Source organism: Granulibacter bethesdensis CGDNIH1, assembly GCF_000014285.2.
Classification (GTDB): domain Bacteria; phylum Pseudomonadota; class Alphaproteobacteria; order Acetobacterales; family Acetobacteraceae; genus Granulibacter; species Granulibacter bethesdensis.
The window spans coordinates 2,166,803-2,187,488 of record NC_008343.2 but is presented as its reverse complement, the minus strand read 5'-3'; the positions used below and the strand labels follow the sequence as shown (position 1 = coordinate 2,187,488).

General features: G+C 60.6%; 16 protein-coding genes and 1 tRNA gene. 10 read left to right on the top strand and 7 right to left on the bottom strand.

The genetic code is table 11. The features are described 5' to 3' along the window. The first annotated feature begins 13 nt into the window (after positions 1-13). Together GBCGDNIH1_RS22260 and rocD are read left to right on the top strand one after the other, a co-directional pair. A complete protein-coding gene (locus GBCGDNIH1_RS22260; protein WP_232449645.1) occupies positions 14-595 on the top strand; it encodes a nucleoside 2-deoxyribosyltransferase in 582 nt (193 codons plus the stop codon). Positions 596-705: 110 nt separating this feature from the next. Then, complete coding sequence (gene rocD / locus GBCGDNIH1_RS22255; RefSeq protein ID WP_011632648.1) at positions 706-1,941, top strand: ornithine--oxo-acid transaminase; 1,236 nt, start codon at positions 706-708, stop codon at positions 1,939-1,941. 49 nt (positions 1,942-1,990) lie between these two features. On the opposite strand, the gene tyrS is transcribed toward rocD, so the two are convergent. Next, positions 1,991-3,235: a tyrosine--tRNA ligase gene (gene tyrS / locus GBCGDNIH1_RS22250; protein ID WP_043453051.1), complete on the bottom strand. Its 1,245-nt coding sequence runs from the start codon at positions 3,233-3,235 to the stop codon at positions 1,991-1,993. A 35-nt stretch (positions 3,236-3,270) separates the two neighbouring features. Here tyrS and GBCGDNIH1_RS22245 point away from each other — a divergent pair, with 35 nt between their 5' ends. Beyond that, positions 3,271-4,425, top strand: a complete 1,155-nt coding sequence (locus GBCGDNIH1_RS22245; RefSeq protein ID WP_011632646.1) for an anhydro-N-acetylmuramic acid kinase — start codon at positions 3,271-3,273, stop codon at positions 4,423-4,425. Positions 4,426-4,460: 35 nt separating this feature from the next. Here GBCGDNIH1_RS22245 and GBCGDNIH1_RS22240 read toward each other — a convergent pair whose 3' ends face one another. Continuing rightward, entirely contained in the window at positions 4,461-5,126 is a 666-nt protein-coding gene (locus GBCGDNIH1_RS22240) for an alpha/beta hydrolase (protein ID WP_011632645.1), read from the bottom strand. A 526-nt stretch (positions 5,127-5,652) separates the two neighbouring features. Between GBCGDNIH1_RS22240 and GBCGDNIH1_RS22235 the strand changes: the two genes are divergently transcribed. The 6 genes from GBCGDNIH1_RS22235 (at position 5,653) to GBCGDNIH1_RS22210 (ending at position 11,953) form a co-directional block, all read left to right on the top strand. After that, a complete protein-coding gene (locus tag GBCGDNIH1_RS22235; protein WP_232449720.1) occupies positions 5,653-6,765 on the top strand; it encodes a cysteine desulfurase family protein in 1,113 nt (370 codons plus the stop codon). Next, positions 6,765-7,976: a cysteine desulfurase family protein gene (locus tag GBCGDNIH1_RS22230; protein ID WP_043453048.1), complete on the top strand. Its 1,212-nt coding sequence runs from the start codon at positions 6,765-6,767 to the stop codon at positions 7,974-7,976. The genes GBCGDNIH1_RS22235 and GBCGDNIH1_RS22230 overlap by 1 nt, the downstream gene beginning before the upstream one ends. A 54-nt stretch (positions 7,977-8,030) precedes the next feature. Beyond that, on the top strand, positions 8,031-8,360 hold the full coding sequence (locus GBCGDNIH1_RS22225) for a ferredoxin family 2Fe-2S iron-sulfur cluster binding protein (protein ID WP_025318566.1): 330 nt from the start codon (positions 8,031-8,033) through the stop codon (positions 8,358-8,360). Between the two features lie 6 nt (positions 8,361-8,366). Then, positions 8,367-9,494 carry a tRNA 2-thiouridine(34) synthase MnmA gene (mnmA, locus tag GBCGDNIH1_RS22220; RefSeq protein ID WP_050748558.1) on the top strand — a complete coding sequence of 376 codons (1,128 nt, stop codon included), beginning with the start codon at positions 8,367-8,369 and terminating at the stop codon, positions 9,492-9,494. Continuing rightward, positions 9,485-9,559, top strand: a tRNA-Met gene (locus GBCGDNIH1_RS22215). Before mnmA ends, GBCGDNIH1_RS22215 begins: the two co-directional genes overlap by 10 nt. Positions 9,560-9,883: 324 nt before the next feature. Then, a complete protein-coding gene (locus GBCGDNIH1_RS22210; RefSeq protein WP_162288477.1) occupies positions 9,884-11,953 on the top strand; it encodes a TonB-dependent siderophore receptor in 2,070 nt (689 codons plus the stop codon). Here GBCGDNIH1_RS22210 and GBCGDNIH1_RS22205 read toward each other — a convergent pair. Continuing rightward, positions 11,931-12,830, bottom strand: coding sequence for a LysR substrate-binding domain-containing protein (locus GBCGDNIH1_RS22205; RefSeq protein WP_011632639.1), 900 nt, complete (start codon positions 12,828-12,830; stop codon positions 11,931-11,933). The genes GBCGDNIH1_RS22210 and GBCGDNIH1_RS22205 overlap by 23 nt on opposite strands. A gap of 98 nt (positions 12,831-12,928) precedes the next feature. Here GBCGDNIH1_RS22205 and ilvD point away from each other — a divergent pair, with 98 nt between their 5' ends. Beyond that, positions 12,929-14,785 carry a dihydroxy-acid dehydratase gene (ilvD, locus tag GBCGDNIH1_RS22200; protein WP_011632638.1) on the top strand — a complete coding sequence of 619 codons (1,857 nt, stop codon included), beginning with the start codon at positions 12,929-12,931 and terminating at the stop codon, positions 14,783-14,785. A gap of 89 nt (positions 14,786-14,874) precedes the next feature. Here the strand turns inward: ilvD and GBCGDNIH1_RS22195 are convergent, their stop codons facing one another. Genes GBCGDNIH1_RS22195 through fdhF form a run of 4 tightly spaced genes read right to left on the bottom strand, consistent with a single transcriptional unit; the run spans position 14,875 to position 20,683 of the window. Then, entirely contained in the window at positions 14,875-16,527 is a 1,653-nt protein-coding gene (locus GBCGDNIH1_RS22195; protein ID WP_011632637.1) for an OFA family MFS transporter, read from the bottom strand. Further along, positions 16,493-16,852 carry a formate dehydrogenase subunit delta gene (locus GBCGDNIH1_RS22190; protein ID WP_025318572.1) on the bottom strand — a complete coding sequence of 120 codons (360 nt, stop codon included), beginning with the start codon at positions 16,850-16,852 and terminating at the stop codon, positions 16,493-16,495. The genes GBCGDNIH1_RS22195 and GBCGDNIH1_RS22190 overlap by 35 nt, the downstream gene beginning before the upstream one ends. 57 nt (positions 16,853-16,909) lie before the next feature. Next, positions 16,910-17,779, bottom strand: a complete 870-nt coding sequence (gene fdhD, locus GBCGDNIH1_RS22185) for a formate dehydrogenase accessory sulfurtransferase FdhD (RefSeq protein WP_011632635.1) — start codon at positions 17,777-17,779, stop codon at positions 16,910-16,912. Positions 17,780-17,839: 60 nt separating this feature from the next. Then, complete coding sequence (gene fdhF / locus GBCGDNIH1_RS22180) at positions 17,840-20,683, bottom strand: formate dehydrogenase subunit alpha (RefSeq protein ID WP_011632634.1); 2,844 nt, start codon at positions 20,681-20,683, stop codon at positions 17,840-17,842. Between the last annotated feature and the right edge of the window lie 3 nt (positions 20,684-20,686).

The window sequence follows — 20,686 nt, the reverse complement described above, 5'->3', positions numbered from 1 at the left end:
GGAACCGCCTTTTATGAGTCCGCCTGATCACGGAGTATTTCTGTTGCGCCGACCGATTGCCTATCTTGCCGGGCCTGATGTTTTCATGCCGGATGCGCCGGAGCGCGCGGCCCGCAAGATCGCCATCTGTGAGCATTACGGGTTGCACGCCCGCGCGCCGGTAGCCGAGAGTGGTACAGTGAAGCTGCCACCATGGGAACGGATTTTCCGGGCCAATCTGGTGATGATGGAGGCCTGCGACGTGGTCATCGCCAATCTGACCCCGTTTCGCGGCGCTTCGGCGGATGCAGGGACGCTGGTGGAGCTGGGCTGGTTCGGTGGCAAAGGACGGCCTGTTTACGGTTACAGCAACGATGCGGCGTCCTTCGCATCCCGCAGCTACGCCCATATCGCCCGCTGTCCCGATCCCGTAGCGGGGATGGAGGTAGAGGATTTCGGTCTGCCAGATAATCTGATGATACCGGGTCTGCTGGAGGAACAGGGTATCGCTCTGGTACTGCCGGAAAATGGACAAAGCCGTGATTTCGCCTGCCTCGATATTTTCGAACGCTGTGTGGCGCTGGTGGCAGCACGATATGGCATGGCTCCTGTCTGAGCAGGCCAGCGTATTTTTTGGTCGGCTTTTGCGGGAGGGGGGATTATGAAGCGTCCCCTTGAGGTGCGGTTGCTCCGTATAATCGCACTGTAGACCAGGGATCACCACCGATGAGCGACATTCTGGCGGGCACCGCCAGCTCCACAGGGACCAATCAGGATTTTCTCGCCAAGGAAGCCGTCTATGGCGCGCGCAATTATAAGCCGCTGCCAGTGGTGCTGAGTCGTGGCGAGGGCGTCTGGGTCTGGGATGTGGAGGGTAAGCGTTATCTGGACTGTCTCTCTGCCTATTCCGCCGTCAATCAAGGTCATTGCCACCCGAAAATTCTGGAGGCAATGAAGGCGCAGGCTTCGGTTCTGACCCTGACTTCCCGTGCTTTCGGCAATGACCAGCTGGCTCCGTTTTATGAAGAGCTGTGCAGGCTGACACGCTCCCACCGGGTGCTGCCGATGAATTCCGGGGCCGAGGCGGTGGAAAGCGCCATCAAGGTAGCCCGCAAATGGGGTTATCAGATCAAGGGCGTGCCGGATGGGCAGGCGGAGATCATCGTCTGTGCCGAGAATTTCCATGGCCGCACCACTTCTATCGTCAGCTTCAGCACCGATGAAACGGCGCGGCGCGAATTCGGGCCGTTCACGCCGGGTTTCCGTGTCGTCCCGTATGGCGATATCGCCGCGCTGGAAGCAGCGATCGGCCCCAACACGGTCGCCTTTATGGCCGAGCCGATTCAGGGCGAGGCCGGGGTGATCATTCCGCCGGATGGGTATCTGCGGGCTGCACGTGCCCTGTGTACCCGTCATCGTGTGCTGATGATTCTGGATGAGATTCAGACCGGCCTCGGCCGCACCGGCAAATTGCTGGCCGAGGAACATGAAGGTATCGAGGCGGATGTAACCTTGCTGGGCAAGGCACTGTCGGGTGGTTTCTACCCGGTTTCAGCGGTGCTTTCGACTGATGAGGTGCTGGGCGTTCTGCGTCCCGGCGAGCATGGCAGCACGTTTGGCGGTAATCCGCTGGCTTGCGCGGTGGCTCGTGCGGCGCTCCGGGTGCTGATCGAGGAAGGCATGATCGAGAATGCCGCTGTGATCGGCGCGCATCTGTTGAATGGTTTGCGTGCCATCGGTGGTGCGATCATCAGGGAGGTGCGCGGGCGTGGCCTGATGCTGGCGGTGGAGCTGCACCCCGATGCAGGCGGCGCGCGCCGCATCTGTGAGCAGTTGCAGACACGCGGCCTGCTCTGCAAGGAAACGCATGACCACACGATCCGTATCGCTCCGCCGCTGGTCCTGACGCGGGATCAGGCGGACTGGGCGCTGGATCATTTCCACGCCGTTCTGGCTGGATAGGCTTTCAATCCGGTCAGGCCTGTAGCCGCCTGACCGGATCAGCCGTTGTTCAGACCGGCTTCAGCAGACGATGCTGTTTGCGCCCGGCCGAAAGCTTGATGGCCCCATCCTGAAGATCGGCGGGGGAGAGTTTCAGCATTTCATCCGTGACGGCCTCATTATTCACGCGCGCGCCACCACCCCGGATCAGGCGGCGGGCCTCACCATTGGATTGCGCCAGACCTGCAACCGTCAGGGCGCGGAGGATCGGCAGCCCCTCCGCCAGCTCGGAGGCTGCAATGGCGACACTCGGCAGCGTGTCGGCGGCTTCGCCCTGCTCAAAGGCGCGGCGGGCGGTTTCCGCGGCGGCCTCTGCCGACTCCCGGCCATGCAGGATCCCGGTTGCTTCCGTGGCGAGGATTTTCTTGGCCTCGTTGATCTCCGCACCTTGCAGGGCGGCGAGGCGGCCGATCTCGTCCAGCGGCAGTTCGGTGAACAGGCGCAGGAAGCGGCCGACATCGGCATCTTCCGTATTGCGCCAGAACTGCCAGTAATCATACGGGCTGAGCTTTTCCGCCGTCAGCCAGACCGCACCCTTCGCCGTCTTGCCCATTTTCGCCCCTGATGCGGTGGTGACCAGCGGCGCGGTAAAGCCGAAAACCTGCTTTCCATCCGTGCGTCGGACCAGATCGACGCCGGAGATGATGTTGCTCCACTGATCGGAGCCACCGAATTGCAGCGTCACACCAAGGCGACGGTTCAGCTCCCTGAAATCATAGCTTTGCAGGATGGAGTAGTTGAACTCCAGAAAGGTCAGCCCTTGTTCGCGCTCCAGCCGGGTGCGGACACTGTCGAAGGACAGCATGCGATTGATGCTGAAATGAACACCCACCTCCCGCAGGATCTCGATATAGCCGAGCGTGTCCAGCCAGTCGGCATTGTTCACCAGCGTGGCATCGGTAGGGCCGGTGCCGAAAGTCAGGAACGGCTCGATATTGGCGCGGATGCCATCCATATTCGCGGCAATCTGGGCATCGGTCAGAAGCTGACGGGCTTCCTCGCGGAAGGAAGGATCGCCGATCCGTGTGGTGCCGCCGCCCAGCAGAACGACGGGCCGATGCCCGTGCCGCTGCAACAGGCGCAGCAGCATGATCTGCATCATATGCCCGACATGCAGACTGTCGGCGGTGCAGTCGAAGCCTGTATAGGCGCTGACTGTGCCGTTGCTGAGGGCGTTGTCCAGAGCCTCCTGATCGGTGCACTGGAACAGGAAACCGCGGGCCTCGGCCTCGCGAAGAAATGCGCTGCGTGACATGATGCGCGGGTTAGCACGGGAAAAGGCGCTGGTGAATGGCCGCTGATGCAACGCAGCCGCAGAATATGTCTCCTCCTCTCCGCGCCATCGGCTTGATGAGTGGGACGTCTCTCGACGGGGTCGATGCGGCGGTGATCGAGACGGATGGTGTGAGCATCACCGGCTATGGTCCCGCAGTGACCGTTTCTTATGATCCTGGGTTACGGGCTGATCTACGGCGTTTGCTGGATAGTGCGCCGGGTCTTGTGAAGGGGGCGTATGATCCTTTCCTGCATGATGTCGAGCGCCGCCTGACGGAACGCCATGCCGATGCCGTGAAGGCGCTGGGGGTGCGCGCAAATCTGCTCGGGTTTCATGGTCAGACTATATTGCACCGTCCGCAGGAGGGTTGGACCTGGCAGATTGGCGATGCCGCCTTGCTGGCCCGGCTGACCGGGATTGATGTGGTCCATGATTTCCGCTCGGCCGATATGCAGGCAGGCGGGCAAGGTGCGCCGCTGGTGCCGCTGTTTCATCGTGCGCTGGCAGAGGGCCTGCCGGAGGCGGCATGGCATGGGGCGGATTATATCGCGGTCCTGAATATCGGTGGCGTGAGCAATGTCACCTTGATCGGGCGGGATGGCACGATCTCGGCCTCCGATACCGGGCCGGGTAATGGCCCGCTGGATGATTGGGCCACCCTTCATACCGGGCAGGAATGTGACCGTGACGGAGCCTTGGCGCGGTCGGGGCGCGTGGATCAGGCCGTGCTGGCGCGGCTGCTGGCGGCTCCGTTTTTCCGCCTGCCTCCACCGAAATCACTGGATCGGCTGGATTTCTCGCACAGCCTGACGGAAAGCGGGGTGCATGATCTTTCCGCCGGAGATGGCGCGGCAACGCTGACGGCCTTTACCGCGGCCTCCATTGCGGCCCTGCGCTGGCCGGGCCGGGAGCCGGGCGGCTGGATCATCGTGGGGGGCGGGCGTCGCAATCCGGCGATCATGGAGGCCCTGCAGGGGCGGCTCGCTGTGCCGGTCTATCCAGGGGAGGCGTTCGGATGGGATGGGGATGCGCTGGAAGCGCAGTGCTTCGGCTATCTGGCGGTCAGAAGCGTTCGGGGATTGCCGTTGAGTGAACCGGCGACAACCGGTGTGAAAACGCCGATCAGCGGAGGCAGATTGGTCAGGTGTTCCCCAGTCAGACCAGTCTGAACAAGACCAGTCTGACCGGGGAGCCATATTTTTAATCAGTCAGCCGCCAGCGCCATCGGTCGAGCACCGATCGAGCGACCGACATAGTCCTCGACCGCTTCGGAGACTTTTTCGGCATGGGAAGCGAAGACGTGATCCGCACCCTTGAACACGCGGTAATCGACCTCGACATTTTTCTGGGTGTTCAGCTTGTCCACCAGCTTGCGCACTGCGGGTTCCGGCACCAGCTCGTCCGCATCGCCATGCAGCATCAGACCGCCGCAGGGGCAGGGGGCGAGGAAGCCGAAATCATAATGATTGGCCGGCGGCGCGACACTGACCCATCCTGAGATTTCCGGGCGGCGCATCAGCAACTGCATGCCGATGAAGGCACCGAAGGAATATCCGGCAATCCAAAGACCGCCATGGTTGGGGTTGACGGACTGCATCCAGTCCAGTGCCCCGGCGGCATCACCGATTTCACCAATCCCGCCATCATAACGGCCCTGGCTGCGACCGACACCGCGGAAATTAAAACGCATTACGGAAAAGCCCAGCCGCTGAAACGACTGGTACATGGTATAGGTGATACGGTTATTCATCGTCCCCCCGTGCAGCGGGTGAGGATGAAGTATCAGAGCGAGCGGCGCACCCGCTTCCTTACAGTGGTGGTAACGACCTTCGAGCCGGCCGTCGGGGCCGGCAAACATCACCTCAGGCATGAGCAGTTCAATTCCGTTCTCTGATCGACTGCGTGCAACGGGCACGCGCCGAGGCTATCGTTATCCGGTTGCTCCGGACGTATTTTTGCTGGATATTCAAGGCCAGGCACATGACGCTGCCGTCACGTATCGGGGTCTGACCTGATATGTTTAAAATCCGATCGGGATATCTGGTTCTGTAGCGGTGCGGATGTCTGAACCGGAAGCGGACGTGAAGGACTGGAATGTCCTGCGAACCCGGTAACGGCGAGCGTTTCTGCGGCCACTGTACCGTCCCTTTTTCCTTTTGCTATTCTATTGTCCTGCTGCAAGCAGCAGCTCTGTTTGACCATCATATTGTACCAGCAGTCACTTTTGCTAACAAAAAGCGCATGAATACGCCATTAAATTGTGGCCTGCCTGTCCTGTATGGCGGCCTGATGGCTTATTTGCAGTTCCGGCAGACCGCAAAAGGAAATCGAGATTCGTGGCACCCCTGTCAGTTTATCTGGATGCGAATGCTTCCGAGCCGGTGCGCCCGGAGGCCATGGCGGCATTGCAGGAGGTCGTTCGGGAACCGGGCAATCCATCCTCGCTGCATCGCGCCGGGCGTCGGGCGAGGGACCGGCAGGAAACGGCTCGTGAAACTCTGGCGATGCTCTATGGAGCCGGGCCGGATGAGGTGATTTTCACCTCCGGCGGTACGGAGGCAGACAGTCTTGCCGTGCATGTACTGGGGGAGGGGCGCCGTTTGCTTCTTGGTGCGACGGAGCATCCTGCGTTGCTGTCTTGCCGCCCGGATGCGGAACTGATCGGTGTCGATCGCGAAGGTGTGACCGATCTGCATGATCTGGAAGCACGGCTGGCGCAGGGCGGCCAGGCTCTGGTGTGCCTGATGCTGGCCAATAACGAGACGGGCGTTATCCAGCCGGTGGCGGAGGTTGCCGCGCTCTGCCGCCAGTATGGGGCCCTTCTGCATGTGGATGCGGCGCAGGCGGCTGGCCGGATGGCGGTGTCGATGAGGACGCTGGATGCGGACAGTATGGCTTTGTCCGCCCATAAGCTGGGAGGCGTTCCGGGGGTAGGGGCGCTGCTGCTGCGTGATGCGGCCCATCGGGATGTCAGGCCGCTGATGAAAGGTGGTGGTCAGGAAAGAGGCTGGCGCGGTGGCACTCCGGCCTTACCGGCGATCAGCGCCTTCGCCGCCGCGGCTCGTGCGGCCATGCGGACAGATGAGCAAGGAGGAGCGTGGGGCCGGCTGATTGAATGGAGAGACAGGCTGGAACAGGCAGCCACCATGGCAGGGGCGGTGGTAGCAGGTGGAGGGGCGAAGCTGGGGCGTTTGCCCAACACGTCATGTCTGATCCTGCCCGGTGTGGCGGCGCAGCGTCAGGTGATGGCGCTTGATCTGGCCGGTATTCAGGTTTCAGCCGGATCGGCATGCAGTTCCGGCAAGGTAGCGCGCAGCCATGTGCTGGCGGCGATGGGGCTTGGGCAGCAGGCGGGGGAGGCAATCCGTGTCTCGCTGCCATGGAATGTGACAGAGGCGGATGTGCAAGCCTTTATGGATGCCTATGCCACCATGGCCTCCCGGTTGAGGCCAGAACCGTCTTCCAAGCCCTTTCCTTTCTCTGTGTCTCATCCCATATCGGCCCGGTGATGAGTTTGCCAGAGACGCCTCTTTATTTCGATTATCAGGCGACGACACCCTGTGATCCGCGTGTGGTGCAGGCAATGGCGCCCTTATGGACGGAGATGTCCGCCAATCCGCACAGCACTGCTCATGAATCCGGCCAGCAGGTTGCCGCCATGGTAGAGCAGGCCCGGGACAGTGTGGCGGCGCTGATCGGTGCGGAGGGGAGGGAGATCGTGTTCACCTCCGGCGCGACCGAGGCCAATAATCTGGCGATCAAGGGCGCGGCCCGCTTTGCCCTGCATCATGCGCCATCTTCGCCCCGCCGCATCATTACCGTGGCCACCGAGCATAAATGCGTTCTTGAATCCGTGCATGATCTGGCACGGGAAGGGTTTGAGCCGGTGATCCTGCCGGTCGGGGCTGACGGGTTGCTGGACCCGCAAGCGCTGCGGGAGGCCCTGATTTTGCCTGCGCTGCTGGTCAGCATCATGACGGTCAATAATGAGACGGGTGTGATTCAGGATATCCCCACCTTGGCCCGTCTGGCGCATGAGCGGGGTGCCCTGTTTCATACCGATGCGGCGCAGGCGGCCGGGAAAATCCCGCTTTCGGTCGGCAATGGTGAGGCGCGGGTCGATCTGATGTCGCTGAGCGCCCATAAAATGTATGGCCCGAAAGGGATTGGGGCGCTGTATGTGCGCCGACGCCCGCGCACACGGCTGGAGCCGCTTTTCTCCGGCGGCGGTCAGGAGCGCGGCTTGCGCTCCGGCACCTTGCCCGCGCCGCTGATCGTGGGGTTCGGCGCAGCCTGCGCCATTGCCCGTCAGGAAGGGGAGGCCGAAGCTGTGCGCATCGCCGGGCTGAGAGATCGTTTGCTGTCCCTTCTGCGGGAGGCTCTGCCGGGGGTGAGCGTCAATGGCTCCCTCGAACAGCGTGTGGCGGGTAATCTGAACGTGGCTTTTCCTGCTGATAGGCCAGAAGAAAGGACGGCACAGCAGCTCATGGCCGCCCTGCCATGGCTGGCGATGTCCACCGGCTCCGCCTGTACATCCGCGGAGGTTGAGCCGTCCTATGTGCTTCGTGCAATGGGGGTGAGCGGGGCGCAGGCGGCACGAAGCTTGCGCCTTGGCATCGGACGCTATACCTCCGCCGCGGATGTGGATCGCGCGGTTGCCGCGCTGGCACGGGTGTGGCGGGATGCTCCCTCCCTTCCTTTGTGCCGGGACGCCACCTGAGACCCAGCCGCCCGGCCTGTGCCGGGCGCGACAAGAATGCGGAAACGAGACGCAATGCCCAAGATGACTTTCGTCGAACAGGATGGCACGCACCGGGAAGTTGATGCCCCCGCCGGTTTGTCCGTGCTGGAGATCGCCCATAAGCATGGCGTGGATATTGAAGGCGCATGCGAAGGATCGCTGGCCTGCTCGACCTGCCATGTGATCGTTGATCCGGAATGGTTCGACCGTCTGGAACAGCCGACCGAGGATGAGGAAGACATGCTTGATCTGGCATTCGGCCTGCAGAAGACTTCCCGCCTCGGCTGCCAGCTGGTGATGACCGAGGCTCTGGACGGGCTGGTCGTGCGCCTGCCATCCGGCAGCCGTAACGCGGGGGGCTGATCACCGATGCGTGTCCTGGTTGCCATGTCCGGCGGAGTCGACAGCTCCGTCGTCGCCGGATTGTTGCAGGAAGCGGGACACGAGGTGATCGGCGTGACGCTGCAACTCTATGATCACGGAGCGGCAGCGAAGCGGAAGGGAGCCTGCTGCGCCGGGCAGGATATTTACGATGCCAGGCGGGTTGCTGACCGGCTCGGCTTTCCGCATTACGTGATCGATGCGGAAGAACGGTTCCGCAATGCGGTGATGGCTGATTTTGCCGATGCCTATGCCGCAGGGGAAACACCGGTTCCTTGCATCCGCTGCAACCAGACAGTCAAATTTGCCGATCTGACCGCGTTGATGCGTGATCTGGGCGCAGAGCGTCTGGCGACCGGCCATTACGTACGGCGTATCGACGGGCCGGATGGAGCGGAACTGCATCGCGCGGTCGATCCTTCCCGCGACCAGAGCTGGTTTCTGTTCGCCACCACACGGGACCAGCTGGATGTCAGCCTGTTCCCGCTGGGGGGCATGGAAAGCAAGGATGACGTGCGCGCCCATGCCGAGCGGTTGGGGCTGGCTGTGGCACGTAAGCCGGACAGTCAGGATATCTGCTTCGTTCCCGCTGGCACCTATGCCGATGTTGTGGCCCGCTTCCGCCCCGATGCGCTGGAGCCGGGGCAGATCGTGGACCGGGATGGTCAGGTGGTGGGGCAGCATGAAGGTGTGGGACGCTATACGATCGGTCAGGCGAAGCGCCTCGGCAATGCGGCGATGATCGGCGGCGTGCGCCATGTGGTGGTGTCGCTGGATGCCGGCAGCCGCCGCGTGGTAGTGGGGCCTGCCGGCACAGCCCAGCGGCGTATCGTGCTTTCTGAAGTCAACTGGCTGATGACCCCGCCCATTGCCCCCATTGCCTGTATGGTCAAGCTGAGGGCGCGGGAAACGCCGCATCCGGCGATGGTCCGGGTGATCGAGGGCGGTGTCGAGGTCATACTGGAAACCGAAGCCTTGCCTGCGCCTGGACAGGCCTGTGTGTTCTATGATGGGGACCGGGTTCTGGGGGGTGGTTTTATTCGTAAATCTGTCTCGCAGGTGATTGACGTACCGGCCAGTACGGCGGTATCAGCGGCCCCCAACCTGGCGGTGTAGCTCAGCGGTAGAGCAGGGGAATCATAATCCCTTGGTCGGCGGTTCAAATCCGTCCACCGCTACCAGGTTTACATGCTTGATCTTGCCGTATTTCTGCGGTGACAGACCAGCTATCCTTTCTTTCTACTTATTATTTCCTGTATTGCTGCGCTTGTAGCGTCCTGACGGCTGGCGAAGTCCATCTGTTTTCCCAGGAAATGCTGGCAAAGACAGGCGGAGATATTGCCATGTTGCAGACGCATTGATGCGTAATCAAAATAAGTTATTGAGAATACCTCGCATTTTCACTATGAGCACCCGATCCATTCGGGAATGATGACATGAAAAGGCTGCCTCGGCGCATCAGGATACGCAAAGCCGGTTATATATCCGGGGCTTTTTGCCTTACGATGGGGTTGCCAGGGGTTTCCGCCCATGCGCAGGAGGCAGGGGCACTGCCGCAGTTGAATGTATCGGGACAGCAGGAAACGGCGTTAGGACCGGTCAAGGGATTCCTGGCCCGGAAAAGTATTGCGGCCACGAAAACCGATACGCCCCTGATGCAGACATCGCAGAATGTCACGGTCATCACCCGTGACAGGCTGGAAGATCTGAACATCCGCAGCATTGCCGAGGCAATGCGTTATACGGCCGGCGTGACGGATGTCGGTGGCCGGGATGATCCGCGCGGTTTCGGCGGCACGATCCGAGGTTTTACACCTGATACCTATCTGGATGGGCTGAAACTGCCGATGGCCAGTGCCTCGCAGACTTTCGATCTGGAACCGTACGGGCTGGAACGGATCGACGTGTTGCGTGGGGCCAATGCGGCCTTGTACGGTTCCGGTCAGCTTGGCGGTATTATCAATGCAGTCAGCAAACAACCGCGCCTCGATCATACCAACGAAGTGCAGGTGCAGGGCGGTTCTTTCAACCGTATTCAGGGGGCTGCCGATCTGGGTGGCCGGCTCACGAACGATGGTTCCTGGCTGTGGCGGCTGAACGGGCTGATGCGTAAATCCGATACATTTGTTGATAATGTGCTGAACAACAGGATCTATGTTGCGCCGTCGGTGAAATGGTCAGGCGAGAAAACGACAGTAACGTTTCTGTCCAGCTATATGCAGATTGATGCCGGATCGGCGGCCCAGTTTCTGCCCGCTATCGGTACGGTGTTTCCAAGTCGCTACGGCTATATCCGGCAAAGTTTGAATACCGGCGATCCGAATTATGATGTCTATTCCAAGCGTGAGGTTTCGGTGGGATATTTGGCCGAGCATCATGTGACGGATCGCTGGACGCTTCGGCAGAATCTTCGTTTCATGCATGAGGATCTGAATTATCGCACGGTGACCACCACCGGCCTTGCCGCCAATCAGCGCAGTATTACCCGGCAGGCGCAGCAGCAGTTGAACATGTTCAACACGCTGGCGGTCGATAATCAGTCCGAAGTTCATTTTGCGACCGGCCCTGTCACGCATGATCTGCTGACGGGTGTGAATATCACGACACAGTTCATCTCCACACGCCGTGGGCAGGGAACGGGACCGTCGCTGGATCTTTATGCTCCCGTCTATCGTAATGTGACGGCTCCGGCCTATGCCTCGACGATCAACACCAACGAGACCCAGATTCAGACCGGTGTTTATGTGCAGGATCAGATCGCCTGGCAGCACTGGCGTCTGACGCTGACAGGGCGTGAGGATTTCGTCTCTGACAGTCTGACCAACAACAAAACCCGCTCCACGCAGAACAGCGACCCGACGCATTTCAGCTATCGCGCCGGATTGCTGTATGCGGCTGAGAATGGCATGTCGCCTTATGTGACCTATGCCACTTCGTTTCAGCCGCAAACGGGGGTGGATCGGGTTGGCAACAGTTATGTGCCGACCACCGGTAATCAGGTCGAGGTTGGCATCAAATACAAGCCGGTGCATCGCGACATCATGTTCACGGTCGATGCATTCGATCTGACCCAGCAGAATGTGCTGACGCCTGATCCGAACAACGTCAATTTCTCGATCCAGACAGGAGAAATCCGTACGCGCGGTGCTGAAGCGGAGGCGACAGGCAATCTGACCCCAACCCTGCGCATGATCGCCGCCCTGACCTATCAGGAGCCGCTGATCACCAGCAGCACCGAAAAAGGAGCGACTGGATCACGCCCCGTTTTCGTGCCGAGCCATATGGCGAGCCTGTATATGGAAAAGGAATTTCCGATTTCTGAACGCTGGAATTTCGCGCTGGGTAGCGGCGTCCGCTATAATGGTGAGACATCGGGGGCTGTGCCGAACACGTTCAATGTTCCGAGTTCGGTGCAGTTCGACCTAACGGCACGGGTGGAAATGGATCGCTGGCGGTTGCAGGTTAATGCAACCAATCTCGCGGATCGCCGTATCGTGGCCGGCTGCGTGCGGATGACGAGCTGCTACTACGCGACGGGCCGGGCCGTGTTCGCTACGCTTGGTTATCGCTGGTAATCTGCTCCGACATGTCCTGCGCGACTTCCAGCAGACGGGACAGGATTGGCGCTGTATCATCACGGCGCCAGATCATGCCGGTTTCCAGGATCGGCGCATCCTCCTCCAGATCGACATAGCGCACACCTGTCCGGGCAAGGTGGCGCAGGGAGGCGGGCACGAGTGCGATCCCCATCCCCGCCGAGACGAGGCTGATGATCGTCTGCATCTGGATCGCCTCCTGAGCGATGGCGGCTCCTCCGCCATATCTGGCGTGGTAGTGCGTGACCAGATCGTAGAAAGCCGGTGCGGAGTGCCGGGGAAAGATGATCAGCGGCGACTGCATGATGGCATGGGGTGAAAGGTCGTGACTGTTATCCGGTACAGCCGCGATCAGTTTTTCCCGCGTCAGGGGGTGATATGCCAGCGCGGCCGGTAATGTGCTGCGATCCGGATGGATGACGATCCCTGCATGACCGCGCCCATGCAGCAGGGCGTCGATCTGGACGTCACTGGTGGCCTCGGTGAGGACGATCTCTACATCCGGGTACAGCGCTGCATATCGGCGCACCAGGGATGGCAGGATGCTGTAATCGGCCGTGCTGACGAAAGACAGTTCCAACCGCCCGGTTTCCCCGTCCCTCAGGCGGCGGGCGATGCCGGGGAGTGCTTCCAGCGAGGCCAGCGCGGCGCGGACATGCGGCAGCCATTGCTGGCCGAACGGGCTTAACGCCACGCTGCGGCGGGAGCGGATGAAAAGCGCCGCTTCCAATTGTCGCTCCAGTGCCAGAATGGACTGGCTCAACGGTGGCTGTGTCATGTTCAGCCGCTCGGCCGCCCGTCCGAAATGCAGCGTTTCCGCAACCGTCAGAAAATGCCGGAGCTGTCGGGCCTCCATCAGTGATATCTCCAGCGACTGAATGGAAGCAGAATAATAGATTTTTCCTACTCTGCTAAACGGCGTATGAGGGGCGGAACATTTCCAAGGTTCGAACCATGCCACAGTATCGATCCCGGACCACCACCCATGGCCGCAATATGGCGGGCGCACGCGGACTCTGGCGCGCGACCGGCATGAAGGATGGTGATTTCGGCAAGCCCATTATCGCGGTCGTCAACAGCTTCACCCAGTTCGTGCCCGGCCATGTGCATTTGAAGGATCTCGGCCAGCTGGTGGCGCGGGAAATCGAGGCTGCCGGCGGCGTCGCCAAGGAATTCAACACCATTGCGGTCGATGACGGGATCGCGATGGGGCATGACGGCATGCTCTACTCCCTCCCCAGCCGTGAGCTGATTGCCGACAGTGTCGAATATATGGTGAACGCCCATTGCGCTGATGCGATGGTGTGCATCTCCAACTGCGACAAGATCACGCCCGGCATGCTGATGGCCGCCATGCGGCTGAACATCCCGGCGGTGTTTGTCTCCGGCGGTCCGATGGAGGCCGGCAAGACCGTGGTGAAAGGGGCAACGCGCGCGCTCGATCTGGTTGATGCCATGGTCGTGGCGGCGGATGAATCCTACACGGATGAAGAGGTTCAGGCCGTCGAGCGCTCGGCCTGCCCGACCTGCGGGTCATGCTCCGGTATGTTCACCGCCAATTCCATGAACTGTCTGACTGAGGCGCTGGGCCTGTCGCTGCCGGGCAATGGTTCCGTGCTCGCGACCCATGCCGACCGGGAAAAGCTGTTCCGGGAGGCCGGGCATCTGATCGTCGATCTCGCCCGGCGGTGGTATGAGCAGGATGATGTCTCCGCCACGCCGCGCGGCATCGCCACCCATGCGGCGTTCGAGAATGCGATGAGCCTCGATATCGCCATGGGTGGTTCCACCAACACGGTGCTGCATCTGCTCGCGGCGGCTCAGGAAGCAGGTGTGGATTTTACCATGGCCGATATCGACCGTCTGTCGCGCCGGGTGCCCTGCCTGTGCAAGGTCGCGCCTGCCAAATCGGATGTGCATATGGAAGACGTGCATCGGGCCGGTGGCATTATGGCTATTCTGGGTGAGTTGGAGCGTGCCGGTCTGCTTGATGCCTCCCGCCCGACCGTGCATGCGCCGACGCTGAAAGATGCGTTGGAACGCTGGGATATCGGCCGCACCAGCAGCGAGGAAGTCCGCACCTTCTTCCGCGCCGCACCGGGTGGCGTGCCGACACAGGTCGCGTTCAGCCAGTCTGCACGGTGGGACAGCGTGGATGAGGATCGCCAGAAGGGTGTGATCCGTTCCACTGAGCATCCGTTCTCGCATGATGGCGGCTTGGCGGTGCTGTTCGGCAACCTCGCCCCGGAAGGCTGTATCGTCAAAACCGCCGGCGTGGATGAATCCATTCTGACATTCCGTGGTACGGCCCGGGTTTATGAAAGTCAGGATGCGGCGGTATCCGGCATTCTCGGCGGCCAGGTGGTGGCGGGGGATGTCGTGGTGATCCGCTACGAAGGCCCGAAAGGTGGTCCCGGTATGCAGGAGATGCTGTATCCGACCAGCTATCTGAAATCCAAAGGTCTGGGCAAGCTCTGTGCGCTGGTGACGGATGGCCGTTTCTCGGGCGGTACGTCCGGCCTGTCGATCGGGCATGTCTCGCCGGAAGCGGCGGAAGGGGGGCTGATCGCTCTGGTGGAAACCGGTGATCCGGTTCTGATCGATATTCCCAACCGGATTATCAGCATCGCATTGCCGGATGAGGTGCTGGCCGCACGTCGCACCGCCATGGAAGCGAAGGGGGAGGCGGCATGGAAACCCGCCGAACGCCAGCGCAAGGTCTCGCCTGCCCTGCGGGCCTATGCGGCCATGACGACCAATGCGGCCCGTGGCGCAGTGCGTGACGTGTCGCAAGTTGAACGTAAACGCTGATCCGAAAAACGGTCTCCTCCCCTTTTCCATCTCACTGCGGAAAGGGGAGGAGAGCTTGATCGAAATATCCTGTTCAGTTGATCCGATGGTCAATTGAACAAAGGCGCTGCCTTGATAATGGTCTTCCAGATACCCCAGGCAATCGGCAGACCGACGATCAGCCATGGCAGGATCAACGCGGCAGAAAATCCACCGACACCGATCCCGAAGGATCCAGTGGCATAACTCCCTTTGGTGCCATCAGCCTGAAGGCTTGCCAGCTCTGCCTCTGACATGAACGCATAGGCCGGAAGAGGACGTACCAGCCAGTTTGCAATCAGGCCGAGGATCAGCAATCCGGCAAGAATATGGAAGGTGGTGTCATACAGATGCACCGGATCGGATGATCCGAACATGGCGGGCAGCACCGTTACCAGAGTAGGCCCGACGACGCCTGCTGTTGACCATGCTGTCAGCAAGCGACCATGGATGGCCCCTACGAATCGTGTGCCGAAAATATCAGCCAGGTAAGCAGGGATCGTCGAGAAACCACCACCATACATGGACAGGATGACGCAGAACGCCAGCACGAACAGCGCCTTGTGTCCGGCATGGGCGGCGACGGGGGTCAGCGTATAGAGTACCGCGCCGAGAATGAAGAAAATCGTATAGGTGAGCTTGCGCCCGATCTTGTCGGAAATGGTCGCCCAGAAGAAGCGACCCCCGATATTGAACAGGGACAGCAGGCTGACGAAACCACCGGCTACACCTGCAACAGCGGTTTTCTGTGCGAGGGACAGGTTGGCGAGCGTCACACCCGGCTGATCGATCAAGGCACCGCCGAAAATACGCTGCAACATGGGGGAGGCGATGGACAGCACTGCGATCCCGGCGCTCACATTGAGCATCAGCACTGCCCAGAGCAGCCAGAATTGCGGTGTTTTCCAGGCACGGCCAAGATGCACGTGACCCTGTGCGATCATCCGTTTGGTGGCCGCGGTGCCGTTAAAGCCATCCGGCCTCCATCCATCCGGCGGAATGCGATAGGCGAAGGCACCCCCCAGCATGAACACCAGATAGATCAGCCCCATCACGGTGAAGGTCTGCCACAAACCATGTTGTGTGATGACATGGGTGGCCGGATCGACCACGCGGAAATGCTGTAGCAGCATCAATGCCAGCGGACTGCCGACAACGGCCCCTCCGCCAAAGCCCATGATGGCCATGCCGGTCGCCATGCCACGACGATCAGGGAACCATTTGATCAGGGTTGAAACCGGAGAGATATAACCAATACCCAGCCCGATCCCGCCAATGACGCCGAGGCCCAGCCAGATCAGCCAGAGTTGGTGCTGATAAATCCCCAACGCGGAGATCAGCCAGCCTCCTGACCAGCACAAGGCGGCCACGACGCCTGCACGGCGCGGGCCGACCCGTTCGAGCCAGCCACCCCAGATGGCGGCGGAAATACCGAGAAAAACAATGCCGAGCTTGAAGGCGGTGACCAGAGATCCTTCAGACCAGTCACAGTCTGTCGTGGTCAATTGAGCCAGTTCGCCCATGGAAGCGGGGCAGGCCGTGCCGATGATTTTCTGCATCGGCAGCCAGAACACCGACAGGCCGTAGGCCATGCCGATGCAAAGGTGAATGGCCAGCGCCGCGGGCGGCACCAGCCAGCGATTGAAACCAGGCTGAGCGATGATGCGCGCCCGGTCCAGAATACCTGGATCAGCTTGAGGCGCGGTTATCTCCGTGCTGCTCATCTGTATTGAATCCCCCCGGAGGTGTGTTTGGATCTTCTTTTGGATCGGATCCCGTCACCGCACGTGGCTGCATCCCCGCGAGAGGGTCGTGGTCGGACGGTTTCACATCATGGGACATTAAATACTCTCCAGCTTTTTGCGCCAGAGGGCTTAGGGCCGGATTATGTGATTCTATGATGGCGTCGAAGGCGCGCCGCATACGCGGTTCCCAGTACAGCACAATGTGCTCGGCAATGCCGGAGATGGCTGTTTCTTCCGGCCGGTGGGAGAAAAACCCGGCAATCTGATTGGCCATTGTCACGAGGCGATCATTGGTTGCGGTCACGGGACAATTTCCCTTGCGATGGTTGGAGGCGATCAGGCAGAGGTCAGGCACACCGTTTTACGGGGGTGTTGATCCCGGATGCAGCCAGGTGACGTTGCTGGCCACGTCGCTGTTTGTATCCGCATCATGGCAGGGGATACGCCATGGATGGGTGAACAGCTCGAATCCATCACGCCGCGCGACAGCTGCAAGCGTGATATTGGCGGCTTCCGCAGTACGGATGGCCAGAGTGGTGGGGGCAGAGACAGCAACGATGATGCCAGCCCCCATGCGGGCCGCTTTCTGCACCATCTCTACCGAAACGCGACTGGTCAGCAGTACAAGCCCGGAGGAGGCAGGGATACCGCTGCGTGCCAGAAAGCCGGCCAGCTTATCAAGCGCGTTATGCCGACCGACATCTTCCCGGATGGCCAGCAGACCCTGTCCGGGTTGCCAGAAAGCCGCTGCATGCACCGCATGGGTACGCAGATTCAGCGTCTGCACGGGGGAGAGGGCCTCCATCGCCGTGACGATGGTTTCAGCATCAATCACCAGATCGGCAGAGACGCGCGGCGGAGATTTCGCGGCCTCATCAAGACTTTCCATGCCGCACAGGCCGCAACCGGTGGCACCGGTTACGTGGCGTCGGCGGGCAATGAAGGCCGCATCACGGGTCTGCGTCAGATCCATGCGGAGTTCGACGCCATGCGTCACCTCCACAATTTCCAGACTTTCAATGTCGTGAACACTGTCGATCAGTCCTTCTGCCAGACTGAAACCAACCGCAAAATCTTCCAGATCGGCGGGCGTCGCCATCATCACGGCATGCGTGGCACGGCCATAAGTCAGCGCGACAGGCGTTTCCTCCGGGATGAATCGTTCGTGAGGCTGATAGGCGGATGCGCCGGTCGTGTAGCGGTCAGGCCGGACTTTATGGCTGGTGCGCATGAGCGGAGAAAAAGGATCAATCCCGTGCCCCGTCAAACAGAGGCGCGGGATTGAACACCCTTATTCCGCAGCTGCCGGGATAATCCGGCGGGCCTGCGTGGAGTGATCGCCGTATTCACGCTGCCACTCGGTGGGGCCATTGCTGCGCTGTACCTGCACGGCTGTGACCTTGTATTCCGGGCAGTTGGTAGCCCAATCGGAGTTATCGGTGGTCACAACATTGGCCTGGCTCGCCGGGTGATGGAAGGTGGTGTAGACCACGCCCGGCGGAACCTTTTCGGTGATGCGTGCCCGCAGCGATGTCGCGCCGGAGCGGCTTTCCAGTTTCACCCAGTCCCCATCACGAACGCCGCGATCCTCGGCGTCTTTCGGATGGATATCCAGCCGGTCTTCCTCATGCCACATGGAGTTATGGGTGCGGCGTGTCTGCGCGCCCACATTATACTGGCTGAGAATACGACCGGTGGTGAGCAGAAGCGGAAAGAGCGGGCCGGTCTTTTCATCGGTCGCGATATATTCGGTGACGACGAAATAGCCCTTGCCGCGGCTGAACTGGCCGATATGCATGATCGGCATGCCATCCGGATGCTCGTCATTGCAAGGCCACTGCACAGAGCCGGCCTCATCGAGTTTCGCGTAAGAAACAAGGGCGAAGTTCGGAGTAGTAGCGGCAATCTCGTCCATGATCTCGGACGGGTGGTTGTAGTGCATGGGATAACCCATGGCCTTGGCCAGCATCTGGGTAATTTCCCAGTCACCATAACCATTTTTCGGCGACATCACCTTGCGCACGCGATTGATGCGGCGCTCGGCATTGGTGAAGGTTCCATCCTTCTCAAGGAAGGAGCAGCCCGGCAGAAACACATGGGCATAGTCGGCGGTTTCATTCAGGAACAGGTCCTGAACGACAACGCATTCCATGTTTTTCAGACCGGCAATCATATGGGTGGTATCGGGATCGGACTGAACAATGTCCTCACCCTGAATGTAGATGCCTTTATAGGTCCCATCGACGGCGGCATCGATCATGTTCGGAATGCGCAGACCCGGCTCGGCATCCAGCGACACGCCCCACAGCGCTTCGAACTGGGCGCGGGCGGCATCGTTGGAAACATGGCGGTAATCGGTGAATTCATGGGGGAAAGACCCCATGTCGCACGAACCCTGCACGTTGTTCTGACCACGCAGCGGGTTCACGCCCACGCCACGGCGGCCCAGATTACCGGTCGCCATGGCGAGATTGGCGATGGCCATCACCGTCGTCGTACCCTGGCTGTGCTCGGTCACACCCAGACCGTAATAGATCGCGGCATTCCCGCCGGTCGCATAGAGACGGGCAGCGCCACGAATATCTTCGGCACTGACACCGCAGATTTCGGCAACGGCTTCCGGGCTGTTTTCCGGGCGGGTCACGAACTGCACCCAGTCCTGGAAGGACTCCCAATCGGTGCGTTCACGCACGAAAGCTTCGTCCAGCAGCCCCTCCGTCACAACCACATGGGCCAGTGCGGAAACGATGGCGACATTGGTGCCGGGGCGCAGGGGCAGATGGAAATCGGCCTTGATATGCGGGGATTTGACCAGATCTGTCTTGCGCGGATCGATCACGATCAGCTTCGCGCCATCCCGCAGGCGACGTTTCATCTGGCTGCCGAACACGGGATGGGCATCGACCGGATTGGCACCGATCACCACAATGACATCGCTTTCCTCGACACTGTCGAAATCCTGCGTGCCAGCGGAGGTGCCGTAGGTCGTCTTCAACCCATAGCCGGTGGGAGAGTGGCAGACGCGGGCGCAGGTATCGACATTGTTATTGCCGAACACGGCGCGCACCAGCTTCTGCACCAGATAGGTTTCTTCATTGGTGCAGCGGGAGGAGGTAATACCGCCGATAGAGGAGCGGCCGTATTTGTCCTGAATCCGGCGGAATTCTTTCGCGGTATACTGGATGGCTTCATCCCAGCTCACCACACGCCACGGGTCGGTGATTTTTTCACGGATCATCGGCTCAAGCTGACGATCCTTGTGCAATGCATAACCGTAGGCGAAGCGGCCCTTGACGCAGCTATGGCCATGATTGGCCTTGCCGTCCTTGTAGGGAACCATGCGCACGATCTGTTCGCCGCGCATTTCCGCCTTGAAGCTGCACCCCACACCGCAATAGGCGCAGGTGGTGACTTCGGAATGTTCCGGCTGGCCGATTTCGATGACGGATTTTTCCATCAGGGTTGCGGTCGGGCAGGCCTGCACACAGGCGCCGCAGGAAACGCATTCCGAGGAAAAGAAATTGTCATGTGCGGCACCGGGGGAGACGCGGCTTTCGAAGCCACGGCCCTCAATGGTCAGGGCGAAGGTGCCCTGGACTTCCTCACAGGCACGGACGCAGCGATTACAGACGATGCACTTGGACGGATCGTACTGGAAATACGGGTTGCTAACATCCTTGCTGTCATGCAGGTGATTTTCACCCTCATACCCATAGCGGACTTCCCGCAAGCCGACGGCCCCGGCCATATCCTGAAGCTCGCAATCGCCATTGGCGGAGCAGGTCAGGCAGTCCAGCGGATGGTCGGAGATGTACAACTCCATCACGCCCTTGCGCAGGCGTGCCAGACGGTCGGTCTGGGTATGCACCACCATGCCTTCCATGGCCGGTGTGGTGCAGGAAGCCGGGGTACCCGGACGTCCCTCGATTTCCACCAGACAGAGACGGCAGGAACCGAACGCCTTCAAATTGTCGGAGGCGCAGAGCTTGGGCACCGTAATGCCGGTATCCATGGCGGCGCGCATCAGGGAGGTGCCTTCCGGCACCGTCACCTGGCGTCCGTCAATGGTCAGGGTGACGGATTTCTCACTGACGACTTTTGGCGTGCCATAGTCGATTTCTTCCACGAGCGGCATGGG

Excerpts from the sequence above, each read along its gene's own strand:
- fdhD (WP_011632635.1), bottom strand. The coding sequence starts at position 17,779 with ATGCGCACCAGCCATAAAGTCCGGCCTGACCGCTACACGACCGGCGCA.
- mnmA (WP_050748558.1), top strand. The coding sequence starts at position 8,367 with ATGCGTGTCCTGGTTGCCATGTCCGGCGGAGTCGACAGCTCCGTCGTC.
- GBCGDNIH1_RS22225 (WP_025318566.1), top strand. The coding sequence starts at position 8,031 with ATGCCCAAGATGACTTTCGTCGAACAGGATGGCACGCACCGGGAAGTT.
- GBCGDNIH1_RS22240 (WP_011632645.1), bottom strand. The coding sequence starts at position 5,126 with ATGCCTGAGGTGATGTTTGCCGGCCCCGACGGCCGGCTCGAAGGTCGT.
- GBCGDNIH1_RS22245 (WP_011632646.1), top strand. The coding sequence starts at position 3,271 with ATGGCCGCTGATGCAACGCAGCCGCAGAATATGTCTCCTCCTCTCCGC.
- GBCGDNIH1_RS22260 (WP_232449645.1), top strand. The coding sequence starts at position 14 with ATGAGTCCGCCTGATCACGGAGTATTTCTGTTGCGCCGACCGATTGCC.
- GBCGDNIH1_RS22210 (WP_162288477.1), top strand. The coding sequence starts at position 9,884 with ATGGGGTTGCCAGGGGTTTCCGCCCATGCGCAGGAGGCAGGGGCACTG.
- GBCGDNIH1_RS22195 (WP_011632637.1), bottom strand. The coding sequence starts at position 16,527 with ATGAGCAGCACGGAGATAACCGCGCCTCAAGCTGATCCAGGTATTCTG.
- tyrS (WP_043453051.1), bottom strand. The coding sequence starts at position 3,235 with ATGTCACGCAGCGCATTTCTTCGCGAGGCCGAGGCCCGCGGTTTCCTG.
- GBCGDNIH1_RS22235 (WP_232449720.1), top strand. The coding sequence starts at position 5,653 with ATGGCGGCATTGCAGGAGGTCGTTCGGGAACCGGGCAATCCATCCTCG.
- GBCGDNIH1_RS22230 (WP_043453048.1), top strand. The coding sequence starts at position 6,765 with ATGAGTTTGCCAGAGACGCCTCTTTATTTCGATTATCAGGCGACGACA.
- fdhF (WP_011632634.1), bottom strand. The coding sequence starts at position 20,683 with ATGCCGCTCGTGGAAGAAATCGACTATGGCACGCCAAAAGTCGTCAGT.
- ilvD (WP_011632638.1), top strand. The coding sequence starts at position 12,929 with ATGCCACAGTATCGATCCCGGACCACCACCCATGGCCGCAATATGGCG.
- GBCGDNIH1_RS22205 (WP_011632639.1), bottom strand. The coding sequence starts at position 12,830 with ATGGAGGCCCGACAGCTCCGGCATTTTCTGACGGTTGCGGAAACGCTG.
- rocD (WP_011632648.1), top strand. The coding sequence starts at position 706 with ATGAGCGACATTCTGGCGGGCACCGCCAGCTCCACAGGGACCAATCAG.